The 18,199-nt window shown below is 70.2% G+C and carries 23 protein-coding genes; 8 read left to right on the top strand and 15 right to left on the bottom strand.

Annotation, left to right across the window (positions count from 1 at the left end; genetic code table 11):
* Positions 1–43: 43 nt before the first annotated feature.
* Complete coding sequence (locus tag CLV71_RS26290) at positions 44–952, top strand: 1,4-dihydroxy-2-naphthoyl-CoA synthase (RefSeq protein ID WP_243866715.1); 909 nt, start codon at positions 44–46, stop codon at positions 950–952.
* On the opposite strand, the gene CLV71_RS26285 is transcribed toward CLV71_RS26290, so the two are convergent.
* The gene (locus CLV71_RS26285; protein WP_133905511.1) at positions 946–1,848 is read right to left on the bottom strand and encodes an arylamine N-acetyltransferase family protein; all 903 of its coding nucleotides are present in this window, start codon (positions 1,846–1,848) and stop codon (positions 946–948) included. The two genes, CLV71_RS26290 and CLV71_RS26285, sit on opposite strands and share 7 nt — an antisense overlap.
* A gap of 37 nt (positions 1,849–1,885) precedes the next feature.
* Between CLV71_RS26285 and menE the strand changes: the two genes are divergently transcribed.
* The 3 genes from menE to CLV71_RS26270 all read left to right on the top strand — a co-directional run bounded on the left by menE (position 1,886) and on the right by CLV71_RS26270 (position 4,608).
* Positions 1,886–2,998, top strand: a complete 1,113-nt coding sequence (menE, locus tag CLV71_RS26280; RefSeq protein WP_243866714.1) for an o-succinylbenzoate--CoA ligase — start codon at positions 1,886–1,888, stop codon at positions 2,996–2,998.
* A 72-nt stretch (positions 2,999–3,070) separates the two neighbouring features.
* Complete coding sequence (locus CLV71_RS26275) at positions 3,071–3,943, top strand: 1,4-dihydroxy-2-naphthoate polyprenyltransferase (protein WP_133905510.1); 873 nt, start codon at positions 3,071–3,073, stop codon at positions 3,941–3,943.
* Positions 3,944–4,050: 107 nt separating this feature from the next.
* Positions 4,051–4,608: a hypothetical protein gene (locus tag CLV71_RS26270; RefSeq protein WP_133905509.1), complete on the top strand. Its 558-nt coding sequence runs from the start codon at positions 4,051–4,053 to the stop codon at positions 4,606–4,608.
* A 3-nt stretch (positions 4,609–4,611) separates the two neighbouring features.
* On the opposite strand, the gene cds1 is transcribed toward CLV71_RS26270, so the two are convergent.
* From cds1 to CLV71_RS26255, 3 genes are read right to left on the bottom strand one after another with little or no spacing between them, the layout of a single operon-like run.
* Positions 4,612–5,697 carry an L-cysteine desulfhydrase Cds1 gene (gene cds1 / locus CLV71_RS26265; RefSeq protein WP_133905508.1) on the bottom strand — a complete coding sequence of 362 codons (1,086 nt, stop codon included), beginning with the start codon at positions 5,695–5,697 and terminating at the stop codon, positions 4,612–4,614.
* Positions 5,694–5,951, bottom strand: coding sequence for a DUF4229 domain-containing protein (locus CLV71_RS26260; protein ID WP_243866713.1), 258 nt, complete (start codon positions 5,949–5,951; stop codon positions 5,694–5,696). The genes cds1 and CLV71_RS26260 overlap by 4 nt, the downstream gene beginning before the upstream one ends.
* Before the next feature lie 10 nt (positions 5,952–5,961).
* Positions 5,962–6,426 carry an Lrp/AsnC family transcriptional regulator gene (locus CLV71_RS26255; RefSeq protein WP_133905506.1) on the bottom strand — a complete coding sequence of 155 codons (465 nt, stop codon included), beginning with the start codon at positions 6,424–6,426 and terminating at the stop codon, positions 5,962–5,964.
* A gap of 165 nt (positions 6,427–6,591) precedes the next feature.
* On the opposite strand from CLV71_RS26255, the gene CLV71_RS26250 reads away from it, so the two are divergent.
* Entirely contained in the window at positions 6,592–6,807 is a 216-nt protein-coding gene (locus CLV71_RS26250; protein ID WP_133905505.1) for a BldC family transcriptional regulator, read from the top strand.
* A gap of 78 nt (positions 6,808–6,885) precedes the next feature.
* Complete coding sequence (locus CLV71_RS26245) at positions 6,886–7,107, top strand: hypothetical protein (RefSeq protein ID WP_133905504.1); 222 nt, start codon at positions 6,886–6,888, stop codon at positions 7,105–7,107.
* Positions 7,108–7,166: 59 nt separating this feature from the next.
* Here CLV71_RS26245 and CLV71_RS26240 read toward each other — a convergent pair whose 3' ends face one another.
* The 5 genes from CLV71_RS26240 to CLV71_RS26220 all read right to left on the bottom strand — a co-directional run bounded on the left by CLV71_RS26240 (position 7,167) and on the right by CLV71_RS26220 (position 13,019).
* The gene (locus CLV71_RS26240; protein ID WP_133905503.1) at positions 7,167–8,501 is read right to left on the bottom strand and encodes an AAA family ATPase; all 1,335 of its coding nucleotides are present in this window, start codon (positions 8,499–8,501) and stop codon (positions 7,167–7,169) included.
* A gap of 360 nt (positions 8,502–8,861) precedes the next feature.
* Positions 8,862–9,581: a hypothetical protein gene (locus CLV71_RS26235; RefSeq protein WP_133905502.1), complete on the bottom strand. Its 720-nt coding sequence runs from the start codon at positions 9,579–9,581 to the stop codon at positions 8,862–8,864.
* 152 nt (positions 9,582–9,733) lie between these two features.
* The gene (gene ccsB, locus CLV71_RS26230; RefSeq protein ID WP_133905501.1) at positions 9,734–10,681 is read right to left on the bottom strand and encodes a c-type cytochrome biogenesis protein CcsB; all 948 of its coding nucleotides are present in this window, start codon (positions 10,679–10,681) and stop codon (positions 9,734–9,736) included.
* Positions 10,681–12,207, bottom strand: coding sequence for a cytochrome c biogenesis protein ResB (gene resB / locus CLV71_RS26225; protein WP_133905700.1), 1,527 nt, complete (start codon positions 12,205–12,207; stop codon positions 10,681–10,683). Before resB ends, ccsB begins: the two co-directional genes overlap by 1 nt.
* Before the next feature lie 38 nt (positions 12,208–12,245).
* Complete coding sequence (locus CLV71_RS26220) at positions 12,246–13,019, bottom strand: cytochrome c biogenesis CcdA family protein (RefSeq protein WP_133905500.1); 774 nt, start codon at positions 13,017–13,019, stop codon at positions 12,246–12,248.
* Positions 13,020–13,177: 158 nt separating this feature from the next.
* On the opposite strand from CLV71_RS26220, the gene CLV71_RS26215 reads away from it, so the two are divergent.
* Complete coding sequence (locus tag CLV71_RS26215) at positions 13,178–13,675, top strand: SigE family RNA polymerase sigma factor (RefSeq protein WP_133905499.1); 498 nt, start codon at positions 13,178–13,180, stop codon at positions 13,673–13,675.
* Positions 13,672–14,373 carry a hypothetical protein gene (locus CLV71_RS26210; RefSeq protein ID WP_133905498.1) on the top strand — a complete coding sequence of 234 codons (702 nt, stop codon included), beginning with the start codon at positions 13,672–13,674 and terminating at the stop codon, positions 14,371–14,373. Before CLV71_RS26215 ends, CLV71_RS26210 begins: the two co-directional genes overlap by 4 nt.
* A 34-nt stretch (positions 14,374–14,407) precedes the next feature.
* Here CLV71_RS26210 and CLV71_RS26205 read toward each other — a convergent pair whose 3' ends face one another.
* The 6 genes from CLV71_RS26205 to CLV71_RS26180 are packed head-to-tail and all read right to left on the bottom strand — an operon-like array spanning position 14,408 to position 18,193.
* Complete coding sequence (locus CLV71_RS26205) at positions 14,408–14,980, bottom strand: TlpA disulfide reductase family protein (RefSeq protein ID WP_133905497.1); 573 nt, start codon at positions 14,978–14,980, stop codon at positions 14,408–14,410.
* The gene (locus tag CLV71_RS26200; RefSeq protein WP_133905496.1) at positions 14,977–15,609 is read right to left on the bottom strand and encodes a histidine phosphatase family protein; all 633 of its coding nucleotides are present in this window, start codon (positions 15,607–15,609) and stop codon (positions 14,977–14,979) included. The genes CLV71_RS26205 and CLV71_RS26200 overlap by 4 nt, the downstream gene beginning before the upstream one ends.
* The gene (gene hemL, locus CLV71_RS26195) at positions 15,606–16,901 is read right to left on the bottom strand and encodes a glutamate-1-semialdehyde 2,1-aminomutase (RefSeq protein ID WP_133905495.1); all 1,296 of its coding nucleotides are present in this window, start codon (positions 16,899–16,901) and stop codon (positions 15,606–15,608) included. Before hemL ends, CLV71_RS26200 begins: the two co-directional genes overlap by 4 nt.
* An 18-nt stretch (positions 16,902–16,919) precedes the next feature.
* On the bottom strand, positions 16,920–17,240 hold the full coding sequence (locus tag CLV71_RS26190; RefSeq protein WP_133905494.1) for a hypothetical protein: 321 nt from the start codon (positions 17,238–17,240) through the stop codon (positions 16,920–16,922).
* Between the two features lie 12 nt (positions 17,241–17,252).
* Positions 17,253–17,759, bottom strand: a complete 507-nt coding sequence (locus tag CLV71_RS26185) for a hypothetical protein (protein ID WP_133905493.1) — start codon at positions 17,757–17,759, stop codon at positions 17,253–17,255.
* The gene (locus CLV71_RS26180; protein ID WP_133905492.1) at positions 17,756–18,193 is read right to left on the bottom strand and encodes a DUF3093 family protein; all 438 of its coding nucleotides are present in this window, start codon (positions 18,191–18,193) and stop codon (positions 17,756–17,758) included. Before CLV71_RS26180 ends, CLV71_RS26185 begins: the two co-directional genes overlap by 4 nt.
* Between the last annotated feature and the right edge of the window lie 6 nt (positions 18,194–18,199).

The following is an 18,199-nucleotide window of genomic DNA, read 5'->3' as shown; positions in this document are numbered from 1 at the left end:
TCCGTCCCGCCGCGATTTCTGGACGGCTCATATGCTCGGGCGCGTGTCCTCTGACGTGTCCGAGCTGTTCGACCCCGCCGCGTGGCGCGTGGTCGAGGGTTTCTCCTTCACCGACATCACCTACCACCGCGCCGTGTCGACGGGTGCCGTGCGGATCGCCTTCCACCGGCCCGAGGTCCGCAACGCGTTCCGACCACACACGGTCGACGAGCTGTACCAGGCCCTCGACCACGCCAGGATGACACCCGATGTCGGGTGTGTCCTGCTGACCGGCAACGGTCCGTCACCCCGCGACGGCGGCTGGGCCTTCTGCTCCGGCGGTGACCAGCGTATTCGTGGCCGGACGGGCTACCAGTACGCGTCGGGCGAGTCCGCCGAGACGGTCGACCCGGCCCGGGCGGGGCGCCTGCACATCCTGGAGTGCCAGCGCCTGATCCGCTTCATGCCGAAGGTGGTCATCGCGGTGGTGCCGGGTTGGGCCGCCGGCGGTGGGCACAGCCTGCACGTGACGTGCGACCTGACGCTGGCGAGTGAGGAGCACGCCAGGTTCAAGCAGACCGACGCCGACGTGGGCAGCTTCGACGGCGGGTTCGGGTCGGCGTACCTCGCGCGGCAGGTTGGCCAGAAGTTCGCCAGGGAGATCTTCTTCCTCGGCAGGACGTACTCGGCGGCCGACATGCACCGCATGGGTGCGGTGAACGCCGTCGTGCCGCACGCCGAGCTGGAGGCGACCGCCCTGGAGTGGGCGACCGAGATCAACGGCAAGTCGCCGACGGCTCAGCGCATGCTGAAGTACGCGTTCAACCTGATCGACGACGGTCTCGTCGGCCAGCAGCTGTTCGCGGGCGAGACGACCCGTCTGGCGTACATGACCGACGAGGCTGTCGAGGGTCGCGACGCCTTCCTGGAGAAGCGCCCGCCGGACTGGTCGCAGTTCCCGTACTACTACTGAGCCACGGCCGCCCCCGCCCTGGTGACCGCCGCCTGCCATGCCTCGTGGGCGGCGGTCACCTTGTGCCACAACGCATCCCTCCGTTCGGCGTCCACATCGGACAACGGGAGGCCGAAGACGTCCGCGAGGCAGGCGTACCAGTCGGTGCTCGTGTCCAGCTCCGTCGTGTTCTCCTCGTCGCCGAGGCGGCTGAGCACGCGGCCACGCAGGAAGTCCACGCCGGTCGTGTCTCGCCGGAAGACCGCCAGTGTCCTGACGAAGCTGGAGTCGCGGCTCGACTGCAGGTGTTCGTGCTGCTCCCGCAGATCGTCCGGGGTCGCGTTTCCTGGCGTGAAGTCCATGCCGTGCAGGGACATGCTCGGGTCGGCGTCGAAACGCCAGCCGCCAGGGGCGATCTCGGACGGGCGTAAGCGGTAGGTGTGCGGGCCCTGCGCGTAGGTGCCCTCGCGCAACGGCATCGGTTCGTGTGGACCGTCGCCAAGGCCCGTGTCGAGGTACCAGGCTCCGCTCGAGTTGGTGTCGGACGGCAGGTCCGTGACCGTCAGCGCCAGGTGGTTGCCGCCCACGTTCGGCGCGGCGTCGACGTGGCCCTGTACGCCGCCGCTGTGCCAGTGCACGGTGAAACCCAGCCAGCCCAGCAAGGTGGCCAGCGCGCCGTTCAGGTGGTAGCAGTAGCCGCCTCGGCCACTCACGAGGTAGCGCACCGAGTCGAGGGGCGCGATCGTCCTGCGCTCGCCGAGCCAGATCCACGCCGACTCGTACGGGATGCGTTCGACCTGCGCCCTGTGCAGCGCGTAGAGCGTCTCCACGGTGGCGGGCAGCGGGGTCGCGAAACCCAGTCTGCGCAGGTAGGCGTCCCGCAGCGGGGCGTCGACGGGTGGTGTGGTGACGGTCATGGGGCGAGCGTAGGCGGGGTGGCCGACAATTTCGATCGTGTTGCTGACGCCTGTGGACAACTCGGCGATCGTGGCCGCGCTGGCCGCCGCGCTCGATGGCGGGCCCGCGGTTCTGCCGCTGTCGGCCGACGACCCGCGGGCCGGGGAGCTGCGGTCCGCCATGGCGCCCGGCGAGCCGACCCTGCCAGGAACCGCCGTGGTGGTCGCCACTTCCGGGTCCACCGGGGCGCCCAAGGGGGTCGAGCTGTCGGCCACCGCGCTGCGTGCGTCCGCGGCCGCCACCCACGAGCGGCTCGGCGGGCCAGGGCAGTGGTTGCTCACGCTGCCCGCCAACCACATTGCCGGGGTGCAGGTCGTCGTGCGGTCGCTGCTCGCCGGGTTCGGGCCCGTTCTCCGTGGCACGCGACCGTTCGCGGACGCGGTCCGCTCGATGACCGGCCCGAGGCGGTACACCTCCCTCGTGCCGACGCAGCTGGTGCGGCTGCTCGACGATCCGGTCGGGCTGGAGGCGTTGTGCTCGTTCGACGCGGTGTTGCTCGGCGGTGCGGCAGCGCCCGCGTCGTTGGTCGACCGGGCGCGGGCGGCCGGGGTGCGGGTGTCGACCACCTACGGAATGTCGGAGACCGCCGGGGGGTGTGTGTACGACGGGCAGCCGTTGGACGGGGTGCGGGTGCGGCTGTCGGACGGGGTGATCTCGCTGGCCGGGCCGACGTTGGCGAGTGGCTATCGGCGGGATCCTGTCGGTACCTCGGCGGCCTTCGTCGACGGGTGGTTCCGGACCACCGACATCGGGGAGCTGTCGGCCGACGGGACGCTGTCCGTGTCGGGCCGAGCCGACTTCGTGATCAACACGGGTGGGGTGAAGGTCGCGCCCGCGGCTGTGGAGGCCGTGCTGGCGGAGCAGGCCGGGGTCGCCGAGGTGTGTGTGGTGGACCTGCCGGACGCGGAGTGGGGGCAGTTGGTGGCGGCCGCGGTGGTGCCGGTGGATGGTTCGTCGCCGCCGCTGGTCGACGACCTGCGTGCGGCGGTGCGTGCGCGCCTCGGTGGGCCTGCCGCGCCGAGGCTCGTCCGGTTCGTGACCGCGCTTCCGTTGCGGGGGCCGGGCAAGGTCGACCGGAGCGGGGTCAGGGACGTGCTGCGCGGGTCCTGAACCGCGGGCCGCTCTGCGTGGTCGGGGGCGGGCCACGCTCCCGGGCTCGTGTGGTCCTAGTTAGATGACCTCATGGCCACAACCGCACAGTGGGTAGCCGGGGCCCGGGTCCGCACACTGCCCAACTCGATCGCGCCGGTGATCGTCGGGGCCGGTGCCGCCGCGGCTGTCGACGGGTTCAGCTGGTGGGCGTCGCTGTTGGCGTTGGTCGTCTCGTTGGCGCTGCAGGTCGGGGTCAACTACGCCAACGACTACTCCGACGGCATCCGGGGCACCGACGACAAGCGGGTCGGACCGTTGCGGCTGGTCGCGTCCGGGGTGGCACCCGCGCGGGCGGTGCTCACGGCCGCGTTCCTGTGCTTCGGGGTGGCCGCGGTCGCCGGGCTCGTGCTGGTCGCGCTCACCGGGCACTGGTGGCTGCTCTCGGTCGGCGCGGTTTCCGTTGCCGCCGCGTGGTTCTACACCGGGGGGCCCCGGCCGTACGGGTACGCGGGGTGGGGGGAGGTGGCCGTCTTCGTGTTCTTCGGACCGGTCGCCGTACTCGGCACGCTGTACGTGCAGGCCGGTGCGCTCACCTGGCTCGGGGTGGGCGGGGCGGTGGCGCTCGGGTGTATCTCGGCGAGTGTGCTCGTCACGAACAACCTGCGGGACCTGCCGACGGACTCGGCCAGCGGGAAGATCACCATGGCGGTGCGGCTCGGGGACCGGCGGACGCGGACGTTGTTCGTCGTGCTCGTGGCCGTGCCGTTCGTCGTGTCGCTCGTCGCGGCGATCTGGGCGCCGTGGGTGTTGCTCGGGTTGCTCGCCGCCGCGCTCGTGGTGCCCGCCGTCCGCAAGGTGGTCGGCGGCGCGACCGGGATGGCGCTCATCCCCGCGCTGCGGGACACCTCGTTCGCGATGCTCGCCTGGGCCGTCCTCACCAGTGTGGGGTTGGCTTTCACCTAAGCGAGATACCAGCTTTTCACTTGTAACGGACAACCCGACATCGCCGACTGACTTCCCGACTGGGAGGTGCTGTTGTGGTTCGCAGAATATTTGTCTCGTTGTTCGTCGTGGCATTCCTGACGAGTTGTTCCAGCAAAGCTGCCGAGGAACAACCCACGAACCGCCCCAAGGCAAGTTCGGTAGAGCTGGCCGATGCGGAGACGACAACAACGACCCCGCCGCCGAACAAGGGTCCGATAGCGAAACGGCTGGGCGACCTCGCCGGAGCCGACTGCGCGGACACCAGCTTCGACAACTGTGCCATGACGTTCACCATCACGAAGGTCACCGACTGCACCGGCGGTTATCCAGGTGACGCACCGCCCACTGGTACAACCAGGAAACTGGTCTGGGTCGAGATCCAAACCGGACCCTCGTACACATTGACGGATCTCCCGTCCTACCTCGTCACGCGGTTCGCGGCAATCAACGCGGCAGGCGTTACTGGTGGAGACCTCAACCCGTCATCGCGGTGGGAATGTGCGCCGACACAGTCGAGTATCGGTTTTGGTGACGAGAACTGGCTGCCCAACAAAAAGTATGCGGGCGCCGTCGAAATCTATCTTCCGGATGATGCTGTGAAGATCACGAATGGCGACGGCTTCTGGGAGTGGGCCCTACAGTGATGATCACCACTCGCCGGTGGTCAGAAAGTGGTCGACCGTCTCGAGGTGGGGGTTCAGGTCCAGGCCCTGGGCCGCCAGCCAGGCGTCGTCGTAGTAGGTGTTGGCGTAGCGTTCGCCGCCGTCGCACAGGAGCGTGACCACGCTGCCGGAGCGGTCCGCTGCCCGCATCTCCGCGACGATCTGGAACGCGCCCCACAGGTTGGTGCCCGTCGAGCCGCCGACGCGGCGGCCCAGTAGTGGCTCCACCGCGCGGATCGTGGCCAGGGAGGCCGCGTCGGGGACCTTGATCATGCGGTCGATCACCTGGCCCACGAACGACGGCTCCACGCGGGGTCTGCCGATGCCCTCGATGCGGGAGCCCTGGCTCGCCGTCAGGTCCGGCACGGTGTCGCGCCACGCCTCGAAGAACACCGAGTTCTCCGGGTCCACCACCGCCAGGTTCGTCCTGAGGCGTTGGTAGCGGATGTAGCGGCCGATCGTCGCGCTCGTGCCGCCGGTGCCCGCGCCCACCACGACCCAGGTCGGCTCCGGGTGTGGCTCCAGGGCCATCTGCTCGAAGATCGACTCGGCGATGTTGTTGTTGCCGCGCCAGTCCGTGGCTCGCTCGGCGTGCGTGAACTGGTCCATGAAGTGACCGTCCAGCTCCTCGGCGAGGCGGTGGGACTCGGCGTACAGCCGGCTCGGCTCGTCGACGAAGTGACATCGGCCACCCTGCCGCTCGATCAGGGCCACCTTGCCCGCACTCGTGGTGCGTGGCATGACCGCGATGAACGGCAGCCCCAGCAGACGCGCGAAGTACGCCTCCGACACCGCCGTCGAGCCCGACGACGCCTCGATCACCGGCGTGCCACCGATGATCCAGCCGTTGCACAGCGCGTACAGGAACAGCGACCTCGCCAGGCGGTGCTTCAGCGAGCCGGTCGGGTGGGTCGACTCGTCCTTCAGGTAAAGGCGGACATTCCATTCGGGCGGCAGCGGGAACGGGAGCAGGTGCGTGTCGGCGCTGCGGTTGGCGTCCGCCTCGATCACCCGGACCGCCTCGCAGATCCAGTCGCGGGCCTTTCCGCTGCAGCGGTCGACCGCGGTCATTCTTCGCCGCGCAGCTCGCGGCGCAGGCGGTCCCTGGTCTCGGCTCGGGACGCCCCGCGTTCGGCCAGGCCCGCTGTCACGCGGCTGTTCAGGCCGCGGAACACCAGCAGCCCCAACGGGAAGCCGACCACCACGGCCACCGCGAGCGACACCAGCAGCGGCACGTCGAACAGCACCAGCGCGACCGTCACCACGGCGACGAGCGCGAGCCTGCCCAGCGTGTACAGGGTCAGGTCGCGTGCCAGCGTGCTCACGACAGAGACGTTACTCGTCAAGGTCATCCACCTGCGAGGTGTTCGGCCTGCCCTCGAACCGCGTGGACAGCACGAGGGTCGTGCGGGTGCGCGCCACGCCGTCGATGCGGCGCAGGCGCCCCAGTGTGCGCTCCAGGTCGTCCACAGTCGCGACGCGTACCTTGACTATGAAGGACTCGTCACCTGCGACGCGGTAGCAGGACTCGACCTCGTCGAGGGCGGCGAGCGCCTCGGCCACGTCCTCGTCGTCGGCGGTGTCCGTCGAGTAGATGCCGATCAGGGAGGTGACGCCGAGACCGACCATGCCGGGGTTCACCACGGCGTGGTAGCCGGTGATGACGCCGCTGGTCTCGAGCTTGCCGACCCGCTCGTGCACGGCGGAGGCGGACAGGCCGACCTGCCTGCCGAGCTCGGCGTAGGTCGCCCGGCCGTGCTCCCGGAGCGCGGCGATGATGCGGCGGTCGACGTCGTCCACGGCCGCACTCTAGCGGTGCGAACGCCGCGACCAGCACAGTCGGGCGGTGTCCGAAGCGGCCGTTTTGTCCCTTACTACCTCTTTACCATCAGACAACCGTTCGAGTACCCGATGGTCGAGATGCAACGATTGGGCTGTCCAGGTCAGATCAACTGAGGAGGACACGTGACTGCGGCACATGTCGGTGAGCGGCTCCTTACCCCCGGCGAGGTCGCGGCGTTGTTCCGCGTCGACCCGAAGACCGTCACCCGGTGGGCAACCGCCGGGCGCATCGGATCCATCCGTACCCCCGGCGGCCACCGCCGGTTCCGTGAGTCGGAGGTGAAGACCCTGCTCGCCGAGCTGACGACAGAGGCCAACCTCGCCAACGGCCACGCGTAAGTGCACGGATGGCCACCCGAGGCCCCGAAATCGGTCCAAACGGTCTAATCTCGATAGCAGGACCTCGGGAGGTGGCAGATGCTCTACTTGCTCGCCGCGATCGGCGCCGTCTGCGTCGTGGTGCTGCTGTGGCGGGCGTTCGTGGCGAACCCCACCACGGTCGGCACTGAACAACGTCGTGTGAGCCGGCCGACTCGTCGTCCTGGGCCGATGGCCCCCGATGACGATCCGGAGTTCCTTCGGAGCCTCAACGAGCGGAAGAACCCGCCTGATGCGGACGGCAAGCAACCGCCCGCATGACTGCGTGACTGTCCTGAAAGGCGCGTTCAACGAGTGAACGCGGCTTTCAGGGCAGTTGCTCAGCGCATGTAGTAGAACTCGCTCGGGAAGGCGTCCGCGACCGTGGCCGCCAGGTCCAGCAGCGAGAGCCTCGTCGCGGCACTCAGCCGGTCCAGCTCGATCTCCGCGCCCTCTTCCAGGTGCGGGTCGAACGGGATGCGGACCACCGCGCGGCAGCGGGCGCCGAAGTGCTGGGCCAGCTTGTCCAGGTCGACCGAGCCGGAGCCGGGGCGCACCGAGTTGATCACCGCGACCGAACGTGCGACCAGGTCGCCGTAGCCGTGGACGTCCAGCCAGTCCAGCGTCGCCGACGCCGAGCGGGCGCCGTCGACCGAGCCGGACGACACGACCACGAGTGAGTCCGCGAGGTCGAGCACGCCCTTCATGGCCGAGTGCATCAGACCGGTGCCGCAGTCGGTGAGCACGATGTTGTAGAAGTGCTCGAGCAGCGAGATCGTGCGCCGGTAGTCGTCCTCGCTGAATGCCTCCGACACGGCCGGGTCCTGCTCGCTGGCCAGCACCTCGAGGCGGCTCGGGCCCTGCGAGGTGTACGCGCGGATGTCGCTGTAGCGCTTGATCCGGTCGGCGTCACGCAGCAGGTGGCGGACCGTCGCGGTGGTCTCCAGCGGGATCTTCTGGCTCAGCGTGCCCCGGTCGGGGTTCGCGTCGACCGCGATCACCCGGTCGCCACGCAGTGAGGCGTACGTCGAGCCGAGCGTGGTGGTCGTGGTCGTCTTGCCGACGCCGCCCTTGAGGCTCAGCATCGCGATCTTGTAACAACCGCGCAGCGGCTGGTTGACCCGCGTGATCAGCTCGCGCCGGTGCGTCTCGTTCGGGCTCTCGCCGACGTTGATCAGCCGGCCGCTGGCGACGAACACGGCCTTGCGCCAGCCGGACTGCGGTGGGCGCTTGGTCTGCTTGATCAGCTTCTGCGACGACAGCTCACCGCCGTGACCGGTCGGCTGTGCCGGCTTGCCGGGTGGCTGCTGCTGGTACATCGGCTGCTGGTAGGGCCTGCCGGGCTGCTGCTGTTCCAGGTACTGGCGCGGCACCGGCTGCGAGCCAGACGGGGTCTGGTCCACGTTGTACGGGCCGGAGGAACCGGGTGGCACCTGGTACGGCCCCGAGCCCTGGGGCACCTGGTAGGGCCCCGAGGGGACCTGGTGCGGGCCGGACACCGCGGGCTGGGCCCCCGAGGGGGTCTGGTCGACGAAGTGCGGGCCGGACGAGCCCGGCGGCACCTGGTACGACCCCGAGACGGCCGGCTGCGAACCGGACGGCGTCTGGTCCACATAGGGCGCCTGGTAGCGACCGCTGCCCTGCGACTGCGACGGGTCGGTGTACTGCGGCTCCACGTGTCGCGGATACGACTGGGAGCCGGTCTGTTCCTCGTCCCCGAGCTGGGACACGAGCGGCCGGGGGCCGAAGTCTTGGGTAGGGGGTTCCTCACCTACGCCGCTGCGGGGTACGCCCCCTTCCGGCTCGCCGTGCGCACTCACCGCTGGGTTCCTCCCTAGAGAAACAACTGACCGGGACCGCCTCCGAACGCGACGGTAGTCGCAGGCGGTCGTGACAGTCGACACCGGGGGCTGTCGGTCTTCGCACTGGCAACCGATGGCTCGGTCCCGAGTCGGCGCAGGTCACGGACAGGTTTCGGTAGGCATACGGACGTCGTCGGCCAAGTGCGGGAACGGCCTGCCGCCGAACGGCGTCGGTCAGCCGACGGCGAGGAGGTCGCCGAGCGGGTCGATCATCGTCAGTGCCGGACCGGACGGGGTGGACCTGGTGGCCGAGGCGTCGTTGTTCGTCGACTTCGGCGAGAGGATGCCGTCGAGCGTGCCGGTCACGGGCGAGAGGACGTCGCCGACGGTGTCGACCAGGCCGCCGACGGGACCCTGCTGCTGCTCCTGCGCGGGCGGGGCCGGCTGCTCGGACTGCGACGACGAGGGAGGCGGGGTCTGCGTGTTGCTGCCGTTGGGGGTCGTCGTGCGGTGGTTGCCGCCGCTGGCGCTGCCGCCACCCTGGGCGGTGCCGGTGCTGCCGGTGCTGCCGGTACCGCCGGTGACGGGGGTGTCGGCCTGCCTGCCGCCCGCCGACGCGGGCGTGGTGGGCTGGACCTGCTGGTCGGGGGCCTGCTGGTGCTTCGGCTGCTGCCTGTCGTCGTGCGTCGAGGCGGGCGCGCCGATCACGGGGCCACTGCCCGGCGCGTGGCCGGGCGCGGCGGGAGCGTGTTCGGGGGCGGAGCCTGCCGTCGGCGCGGCGCCACCGGTGATGCCGAGTGCACCCGCGGCGAACGTGCCCGCCATGAGCAGGGCGCCCGCGGCTACGCCGAGGGTCCAGCGCTTGTGGCCCGCGGAGTCGACGTGCTCCTCGGTCGCGGCCTTGGTGGCCTCGGCGCGGCGGATCCCGAGCGGGTGACCTTCGCGTCCCAACATGCGATCGACCGCAATGCGTTCGTTACCCCCGAATGCCCCTGCGTACGTCACGAGACCCTCCAGACCCTGTTGGCATCACCCATATGGGCGAACCAAAGCGAACCCCGCAGCGGAGAGTACTGATAACGATGCGTGTTGTCCAACAAACGAGGTCAGCCGCCCGCGTAAGAATGCAACCCTGTCGTTACCAGGTTGATGAAGAACAGGTTGAAGATCATCGCCGCGAAGCCGACGATGTTGATCGCCGCGGCGCGCCCGCCCCGCCAGCCCGCGGTGGCCCGCGAGTGCAGGTACGCGGCGTAGACGACCCACGCGACGAACGCGACGGTCTCCTTGGGGTCCCAGCCCCAGAACCGGCCCCACGACTGCTCGGCCCAGATCGCGCCGAAGATCACTCCGGCCGTGTAGATGGGGAACGCGAACACGGTCGTGCGGTAGGCGACCTGGTCGAGGACCTCCGCGGCGGGCAGCCGCGTCGCCCAGTCCGGCTTGCGGACCTTGATCAGGTACAGCACGCTCACCACGCCCGGCACGAGGACCATGCCGCTGCCGAGCGCGATCGAGAACACGTGGATCACGAGCCAGTACGACTGCAGCGCGGGCTGGACCGGGGCGGCCGTGGTGTAGAGGACGACCCCGCCGAGGAACATCAGCGCGATCACCGGCAACAGCACCCACACACCGAGGTGGCGGACCGGGTACTTGCGCATCACGACGAGCCAGGTGACCACGGCGACCAGGCAGAGCGTCGCGCCGAACTCGTACATGTTGCCCCAGGGGGCACGCTGGGTGGCGAGACCACGCAGCGCGAGCGCGGCGAAGTGCAGCACGACGCCGAAGACGGTGAGCGAGACGGCCAGCTTGCCGATCCGCTCGGCACGCCCGGCGCGGGCGGGCTCGTCGGCCACGGCCTCGGTGTCGTCCGTCTCGACCTCGGACGGACCCCCGGCGCCGACCAGCTCCCGCTGCTTGACCTCGGCGCGCTGCTTGTGGCCGAACGCCTGCTCGTACAGGTAGAAGAGCATCGCGACCACGTACGAGCCGACGGCGATGCCGTAGCACCAGTCGCTGTAGTTCGACATCGTCTGGTTGATGTCCATCAGGGTTCCCTCCCGGCTACCGCGCCTTCACGTTCTTCCAGCGGTGTCAGCTCCGCCAGCAGGTCGTCGGTGACGCGACCGAACTCCTCGCCGTAGCCCGCCTGGTCGGTGCGGGCGAGGCCGCCGAGCCGCAACACCGTACCGCCGTCACCCGGTACGGCGCGGACCCACAACCTGCGCCTCTTGATCACGAGCGACGTGCCGAGGCCGAACACGATCAGCACCGCGAACACGAGCACGAAACCCTGCGCGGGGTCGTGCGAGACCTGCAGGTACACCCAGCGCTGCACGCCGTCGAAGCTGATCTTCGTGCCGTCGTCGAGGGTGATCTGGTCGCCGGGGCGCAGGTTCTCCCGCGCGACCCGCTTGAGCCTGCCGGAGTCGACCATGTCCTGGTTGACCTCGTAGATCGACTGGCCCCGGCCGGACTCGTTGCCGAGGTCGCCCTTCATGACGTCGACGGCGACGGCCGGGTCACGCAGGTCGGGGAAGCCCGAGTCCATGAGGTCGCCGGAGAAGACCGCGGTCGGCGCGAAGAGGCCGGTGATCGCGAGCTGCTCGGTGCGCCGCTTGGCCGGGTCGCTCACGCCGGGCGGGTCGAACTTGGTCGCGCCCTCCGACAGGTAGGTCAGCTGGTTGACCGGCCGCCACTGGGTGGTGTGGGTGCGGGTCTGGCCGTCGGGGAAGGTGACGGTGAAGGTCGGGGCGTAGCCGTGGCTCAGCAGGTAGACGCGGTCGCCCGCGGTGCGCAGCGGCGAGTTGACCTCGAGCGGGTACGGGCGCCAGGTGTTGGTCGTGAGGTCGTCGCCGGACTGGTAGTCGATGTCGGCGCGGAAGTAGTCGGCCTGCCCGCTCGGCAGGTAGTTCGCGGTGAAGTCGTTGACCCTGACGCAGAACGGGTCGAGGTCGGTGCCGTCGACACGCAGGCCGGGGTGGAAGGTGTCGTAGTTCAGCGTGCCCGAGTTGCAGAACTGCGAGCCGTTGGCCAGCACGATGACCTGGCCCTCGTACTGGAACATCTTGCCGATCGCGAGCGCGACGATGAGGCCGAGCATGGCGAAGTGGAAGACGAGGTTGCCGGTCTCGCGCAGGTAGCCGCGCTCGGCGGAGACACTGCGCGCGCCGTCGTCCTCCTCCCGTTCGACCAGGCGCCAGCCCCGCAGCCGCTGTTTCGCCGCGGCCATGACCTCCTGCGGCGTCTCCGTGACGGTCGCGGTGTGGTGGTGGGGCAGCCGAGACAGGTTGCGCGGGGTGATGACCGGCCTGCCGCGCAGGGCCTTGGCGTACTCGAGGGTGCGCGGGAGCAGGCACCCGACGAGCGAGATGAACAGGAGCAGGTAGACGGCGGAGAACCAGACGCTGCCGTAGACGTTGAAGAACTCGAGCCGGTCGAGCAGCCGTCCCCACCAGCCGTGGCTCGCGACGTACTCGTCGACCTTCTGGAAGTTGAGGGAGCGCTGCGGGAGCAGGGCGCCGGGCAGGGCCGCGAGCGCGAGGAGGAACAGCAGCACGAGCGCCGTGCGCATCGAGGTGAGGCCGCGCCAGGTGTTGCGCAGGAAGGCGGTCACAGCGGCAGCTCCGTGTCGGTGATCACGGCGTACTTGAGCCAGGAGGTCAGCTCACCCCACAGGCCGGTGACGAGCAGGACGCCGACGACCATGAGCATGCCGCCGCCGACCAGCTGGATGGTGCGGGCGTTGCGCCGCAGCCAGCCGTTGGTGCGGACCGTCCACCGCGCGCCGAGCGCGATGAGGAGGAAGGGGACGCCGAGCCCGACGCAGTAGACGAGGACCAGGAGGAAGCCGCGGACCGCGGTGCCGCCGGTGCTGGCGGCGACGACCATCACGCCGGAGAGGGTCGGGCCGATGCACGGCGTCCAGCCCAGGCCGAAGACCGCGCCGAGCAGGGGGGCGCCGACGAGGCCCATGCGTGGCACCCGGTGGATGCGGATGTCCCGCTGGAGACCCGGGACGAGGCCGACGAACACCAGCGCCATCGCGATGATGACCACGCCGCCGACGCGCTGGATGACGTCCTGGTTGGCGAGCATCGCGTCACCGAGCCACCAGACGACCCCGCCGATCCCCGCGGCGAACACCACCGTGAACCCGAGGACGAACAACGCGACCGCGCCGAGGACCCTGGCCTTCTTGCCCTTCTCGTCCGGGGTGTCCGCGCCGACGAGGGCAGCCAGGTAGGCGAGGTAGCCGGGGACCAGGGGGACCACGCAGGGGGACGCGAACGACAGCATTCCCGCGAGCAGCGCCACGCAGGCGGCCAGCAAGAGCGGCCCGCTGGTGGCGAGAGCGGTCGGGTCCACGCGGATCAGGGTAGGCATGGGACCTAGGTCCTGGAGGGACCGGGTCACCCCCACCCGGCACACCAGGTGCCCGGCGGGAGTCGTTTGGGGAGTTCCTGCTCGCATGCAACGGATCGGGCCACGACCCCGTTGAGGATCCGACCACGAAGTCGACTAGCCGATCTGGGGAGTGGCCGATGGAGTTCGCCGAGTATGTGGAAAGGCAGCGGCCCGCGCTGATGAGGTTCGCCACGGTCCTGACCTGCCGGACGTGGCTCGCCGAGGACGTGGTGGGTGACGTGCTCGGCCGGGCGTTCGAACAGTGGGACCGGATCTCGGCGATGGACCGGCCGAACGCCTACGTGCGGCGCATGATCGTCAACGAGTACCTGTCCTGGCACCGGCGGCTGGCCCGCACGATGCCGAGGGCCGAGGTCGTGCCGGACCGGACGGAGTACGGCGACGGATCCGACGAGCGGGCCGAACGGGACGCGATGATCCGCCGCCTGGCGGGCCTGCCGCGCAAGCAGCGGGCGGCGGTGGTCCTGCGTTACTACGCGGGCCTTCCCGACGCCGAGATCGCCGTGCAGCTCGGCTGCAAGGAGGCGACGGTGCGCAGCCAGATCCACCGGGCACTCGCCGCGCTGCGCATCGACATGACGTCCGATTCCCCCGCTTTCCAGGAGACACCATGAGCGACCTGCATACCCTGCACGACGCCTTCGCCGAGCTGGAGCGGCGGGCCGACGCCGCGTCGGCCGACATGCGGGCCACGCGGCCACGCCGCGCCCTCGGCCTGCGACTGGTACCGGTTGCCGCCACGGTCGTCGTGGTCGCCGGGCTCGCCGCCGGGGCCGTGTGGATCACGGGCGGTGGGTCCGCTCCGCAGGCCGGCGGACCGCCATCGACCACGGCGACGACCACCTCCGAGACGCGAAGCCCGATGCCCCGAGACCCGGACGAGCTGCTCACCCGCTTCAGGGCGGCACTCGGCGACGCGGCCACGGTCGAGGTCACCGAGGGCGTGACCGACTCGAGGGGGCCGGTGATCACCGGTTTGCTGACCTCGGCCGCGGGCACCGGCGGATTCGACCTCCGGATGTTCGTCGACGAGTACCCGTCCGACCCGGAAGAGACGAAACGGAACTGCGACGAGACGCCGGGCTGTGAGACGAGCACCCTGCCCGACGGTTCGGAACTGATGGCCAGTCCATCACCCCTCGAAGGGACCGCGGTCGGCTACGGGGTCGGCCGCACCTGGCCGGACGGGCGAGTGCTCCAACTGGCCGTCAGCAACCAGGAGAGTCCCAAGGGAATGGGGCAGGTCTTCGGCCCGCAGCCCCCGCTGACCAGAGACCAGGCGAAGGCGATCGTCACGTCCGACCAGTGGTGAACGGGTGTCGGCCGGGCCTGGGGCCGGCCGACACTCACTTCTCGTCCACGAGCCGGTCCAGCAGCGGGGTCAGGTCGGTGGCCAGGAGGTCCCGCAGGTACACCGCCGCCACGCGGTGCTCCTTGTCCAGGACGATCGTGGAGGGGACGGCCGCGCGGGGGTAGCCCTGCAGTGCCAGCAGTGAGCGCATGCCCGGGTCGTAGATCGACGGGTAGGTCAGGCCGGTGTCGCGCACGAAGTCCTGCGGGAAGCTGCGGTCGTCGTCCCGCACGTCGATGCCGAGGACCTGTACGTCCTTGTCCCTGTACTCGCTCCACACCTTCTGCAGCTGCGGCGCCTCGACCCGGCACGGCGGGCACCACGCGCCCCAGAGGTTCAGGACCACGACCTTGCCCTTGTAGTCCGACACCTTCAGCTGTCTGCCCTCCTCCAGCAGGCTCTCGCCTTCGAGGGGGGCGATCTTCTGGCGGTCGCCGCCGTCGTAGGTGATGTCGGTCTTGCCGCCGGGGCTCACGAAGTTGAACTCCGTGCCGGTCTCGACCGCGTCCTTGCCGGTCGAGCAGCCCGCGACGAACACCAGAGCCAGGAGGAGCGCCAGCTTCCTCATGCGCCCGTCACCTTGGGGCTGCTCGCGCCTGCCGGCTCGGTGTAGCGGATCGCCACCAGGGTCTCGTCGTCGAACAGGAGGCTGGTCAGGGACGCCAGGGAGCACTCCCTGCGCCTCGGGTCGTGCCACAGCCGCCTGCCCTCCAGGAACCTGCGGATCGTCCAGATCGGCAGCTGGTGGGACACGCACACCGCCTCGTGGCCCTCGGCCTCGGCCCTGGCGCGGTAGACCGCGCCCAGCATGCGCCGCGCGACGTGCAGGTACGGCTCACCCCACGACGGCAGGAACGGGTTGCGCAGGCGGGGCCAGTGCTTCGGGGAGCGCAGCGCACCGTCGCCGATGGACACCCGCTCGCCCTCGAAGGTGTTGTCCGCCTCGATCAGCTGCTCGTCGGTGGCCAGGGTCAACTGGTGGGAGTCCACGATCGGCGCCGCGGTCTCCTGGGCGCGCTGGAGCGGGGAGGCCACCACGTGCGTGATGTCCTCGCCCGCCAGCTGTTCCGCCACGACGAGTGCCTGGCGCTGGCCCGCCTCCGACAACCTGAAGCCCGGCAGGCGCCCGTACAGGATCCCGGTCGGGTTGTGGACCTCCCCGTGGCGCAGCAGGTGCACGACAGTCCGGACGCTCACTTCTCCCCCTCGGCCGCCGCGGTGGCCGCCGCCGGGAGGGCGGCGGCGATCACGTCGAACGTCTCGTCCGTCATGGCCACGTTGACGAACCACGCCTCGAACGCGCTCGGCGGGGCGTAGACGCCACGCTCCAGCAGTGCGTGGAAGAAGGCCGGGAAGCGGCCGGTCGCCGACACCTTGGCCGACGCGAAGTCGCGGACCGGCGACTCCGTGAAGAACACGCTGAGCAGGTTGCCCGCGAACTGGACCCGGTGCGGCACACCGGCCTTCGTCAGCGCGGACCCCAGCAGCGCACCCAGCCGCGTGGCGTTCGCGTTCAGCTTCGTGTACGTCTCGGGCACCGCCTCGCGCAGCGACGCCAGGCCCGCGGCGACCGCCACCGGGTTACCCGAGAGCGTGCCCGCCTGGTAGACGGGGCCCTCGGGGGCCAGGAACGCCATGACGTCAGTACGGCCGCCGAACGCCGCCGCGGGCAGCCCCCCGGACATGACCTTGCCGAACGTGTAGAGGTCGCCGGGCACCGTGTCGAGGCCGTACCAGCCGCTCCCCGTCACGCGGAAGCCCGTCATGACCTCGTCCATGACCAGCAGGGCGTCGTGCTCGCGGGTGATCTCCCGCAGGCCCTCGTTGAAGCCGGGCTCCGGCGGGACCGCACCCATGTTGCCCGCCGCCGCCTCGGTGATCACGGCGGCGATCTGGTCGCCGTGCTCGGCGAAGGCGGCACGGACCGCGGCCAGGTCGTTGTACGGCAGGACGATCGTGTCGCCCGCCTGCGCGCCCGTGACGCCAGGCGAGTTCGGCAGGGCGAACGTCGCGACGCCGGAGCCCGCCTCGGCGAGCAGCGCGTCGACGTGGCCGTGGTAGCAGCCCGCGAACTTCACGATCTTGGGCCGGCTGGTGAAGCCACGCGCCAGCCGGATCGCGCTCATGGTGGCCTCGGTGCCGGAGTTGACCAGCCGCACCCGCTGGACGGGATCCACGCGGCGGATGATCTCCTCGGCGAGGTCGATCTCGGCCTCGGTCGGGGTGCCGAAGGACAGGCCGCCGACGGCCGCGTTCCGCACCGCCTCGACGACCGGCGGGTGCGCGTGCCCGTGGATCATCGGACCCCAGGAGCTGACGAGGTCGACGTAGCGGTTGCCGTCGGCGTCCCACAGGTACGGTCCCTCACCCCGGACCATGAACCTCGGGACGCCGCCGACCGCCTGGAAGGCACGGACCGGGGAGTTCACGCCGCCAGGGGTCACCGACTGGGCGCGCTTGAAGAGTGCCGCGGACTGTTCGGTCGTCACCCGATCAGTCTTACACCGCTATTTTCCGCGCTTCGGCCGGGCACGGACGGCGAGGATGACCTGCCGCACGGCGTCCAGCACGAGGAGCGCGGCGACCGTGCCGAGCAGGATCGCGAGCGACATCCAGCTGCCGACCCAGCGGGTGGACTCCAGCACGATGTCGTCCGGGTAGCGCTCGACGACGTTGGCGATGCCGCGTGGCCACACGTCGAAGGAGAACCAGACGGCGACCGCGGCGAGGACCAGCTCACCGAGCGCGACGAACAACCGCCTCGGCTCGTGCAGCGGACCCGTCTCCGTCGGCGGCGGGACGAAGGGCTCCTCGGTGGCCACGGTCACGTGTCTACCTTCTCACGGCCGCCGGCGGGCGTGCTGCCGGCGCTCCTTGTACTCGGCGAAGTACTTCGTCGACTCCGGGCGGAACATGTAGATGACCGCGGTCACGCCGAACGCGACCTCGGCGAGGCTCCACATGAGCGACAGCTCCGCGCCGCTCGAGGCGACCGCGGTGAGGAAGCTCCACACACCCATCGCCGTGTAGATGGTCAGCACGACACGTGCCCAGTTGCGTCCGGTGCGCATCTTCACCGCGAACAGGACGAACAGGCCCGCGAAGAGCGCGATGCTGACGCCCAGCATGACCTGCATCGCACCGACCATCGCGGGCACGGACATCCGCTGGTCGGGCGGCAGGCTGTCGAGCGTGTCGGTGACCCAGCCGGTCAGCAGCGCACGGTCGAACAGCACCGTGGCGACCGTGCCCGCCGCGCTGACGACCACGCTCGCGAGCACCGCCTGGAATGCCGACTCGATGGCCTTGGGCCGGGTGATGGGCTTGGGCGCGTCCACGACGTTCATTCTTCCTCCACCAACCGGACCAGTGCCGCCCGCAGTGCCTCGCCGTCCTGCGCCCACGCGATGACCACGGTGCCGTCGTCGAGGCGGAGCGGCACCTCGGTGGTTTTGCGTGGAGAGGTCCAGCCGCCGCCGAGCACCCGGGCGCCCGCCGCCGCGCCGACGTCGGTGACCTTCGTGATGGTCTTCGCGTCCAGCTCCTCACGACCCTGCCACAGCGTCGTCGGGGTCAGCTCGACGCGGTAGACCTTGCGGCGTGCGTTCACCCACAGCGCGGCGACGCCGAACAGGACGATGCCGACGATCAGCCACTCGACGCCGTGGACGGGCCCGGTCGTCGCCTCGAGCCCGGCGCCGATGGCCGCGAACGCGGGTCCCCAGAGCAGCGGCCACCGGGACGACCCGGGTTCGGTGTAGAGGACCGGCTGATCCGTCACGGCCGC

The organism is Actinophytocola oryzae (genome assembly GCF_004364325.1).
Taxonomy (GTDB): Bacteria; Actinomycetota; Actinomycetes; order Mycobacteriales; family Pseudonocardiaceae; genus Actinophytocola; species Actinophytocola oryzae.
This window is presented reverse-complemented; position numbering and strand designations above follow the sequence as displayed.

Excerpts from the sequence above, each read along its gene's own strand:
- CLV71_RS26285 (WP_133905511.1), bottom strand. The coding sequence starts at position 1,848 with ATGACCGTCACCACACCACCCGTCGACGCCCCGCTGCGGGACGCCTAC.
- CLV71_RS26275 (WP_133905510.1), top strand. The coding sequence starts at position 3,071 with ATGGCCACAACCGCACAGTGGGTAGCCGGGGCCCGGGTCCGCACACTG.
- cds1 (WP_133905508.1), bottom strand. The coding sequence starts at position 5,697 with ATGACCGCGGTCGACCGCTGCAGCGGAAAGGCCCGCGACTGGATCTGC.
- CLV71_RS26245 (WP_133905504.1), top strand. The coding sequence starts at position 6,886 with ATGCTCTACTTGCTCGCCGCGATCGGCGCCGTCTGCGTCGTGGTGCTG.
- CLV71_RS26235 (WP_133905502.1), bottom strand. The coding sequence starts at position 9,581 with ATGTTGGGACGCGAAGGTCACCCGCTCGGGATCCGCCGCGCCGAGGCC.
- ccsB (WP_133905501.1), bottom strand. The coding sequence starts at position 10,681 with ATGGACATCAACCAGACGATGTCGAACTACAGCGACTGGTGCTACGGC.
- resB (WP_133905700.1), bottom strand. The coding sequence starts at position 12,207 with ATGCGCACGGCGCTCGTGCTGCTGTTCCTCCTCGCGCTCGCGGCCCTG.
- CLV71_RS26220 (WP_133905500.1), bottom strand. The coding sequence starts at position 13,019 with ATGCCTACCCTGATCCGCGTGGACCCGACCGCTCTCGCCACCAGCGGG.
- CLV71_RS26215 (WP_133905499.1), top strand. The coding sequence starts at position 13,178 with ATGGAGTTCGCCGAGTATGTGGAAAGGCAGCGGCCCGCGCTGATGAGG.
- CLV71_RS26210 (WP_133905498.1), top strand. The coding sequence starts at position 13,672 with ATGAGCGACCTGCATACCCTGCACGACGCCTTCGCCGAGCTGGAGCGG.
- CLV71_RS26205 (WP_133905497.1), bottom strand. The coding sequence starts at position 14,980 with ATGAGGAAGCTGGCGCTCCTCCTGGCTCTGGTGTTCGTCGCGGGCTGC.
- CLV71_RS26185 (WP_133905493.1), bottom strand. The coding sequence starts at position 17,759 with ATGAACGTCGTGGACGCGCCCAAGCCCATCACCCGGCCCAAGGCCATC.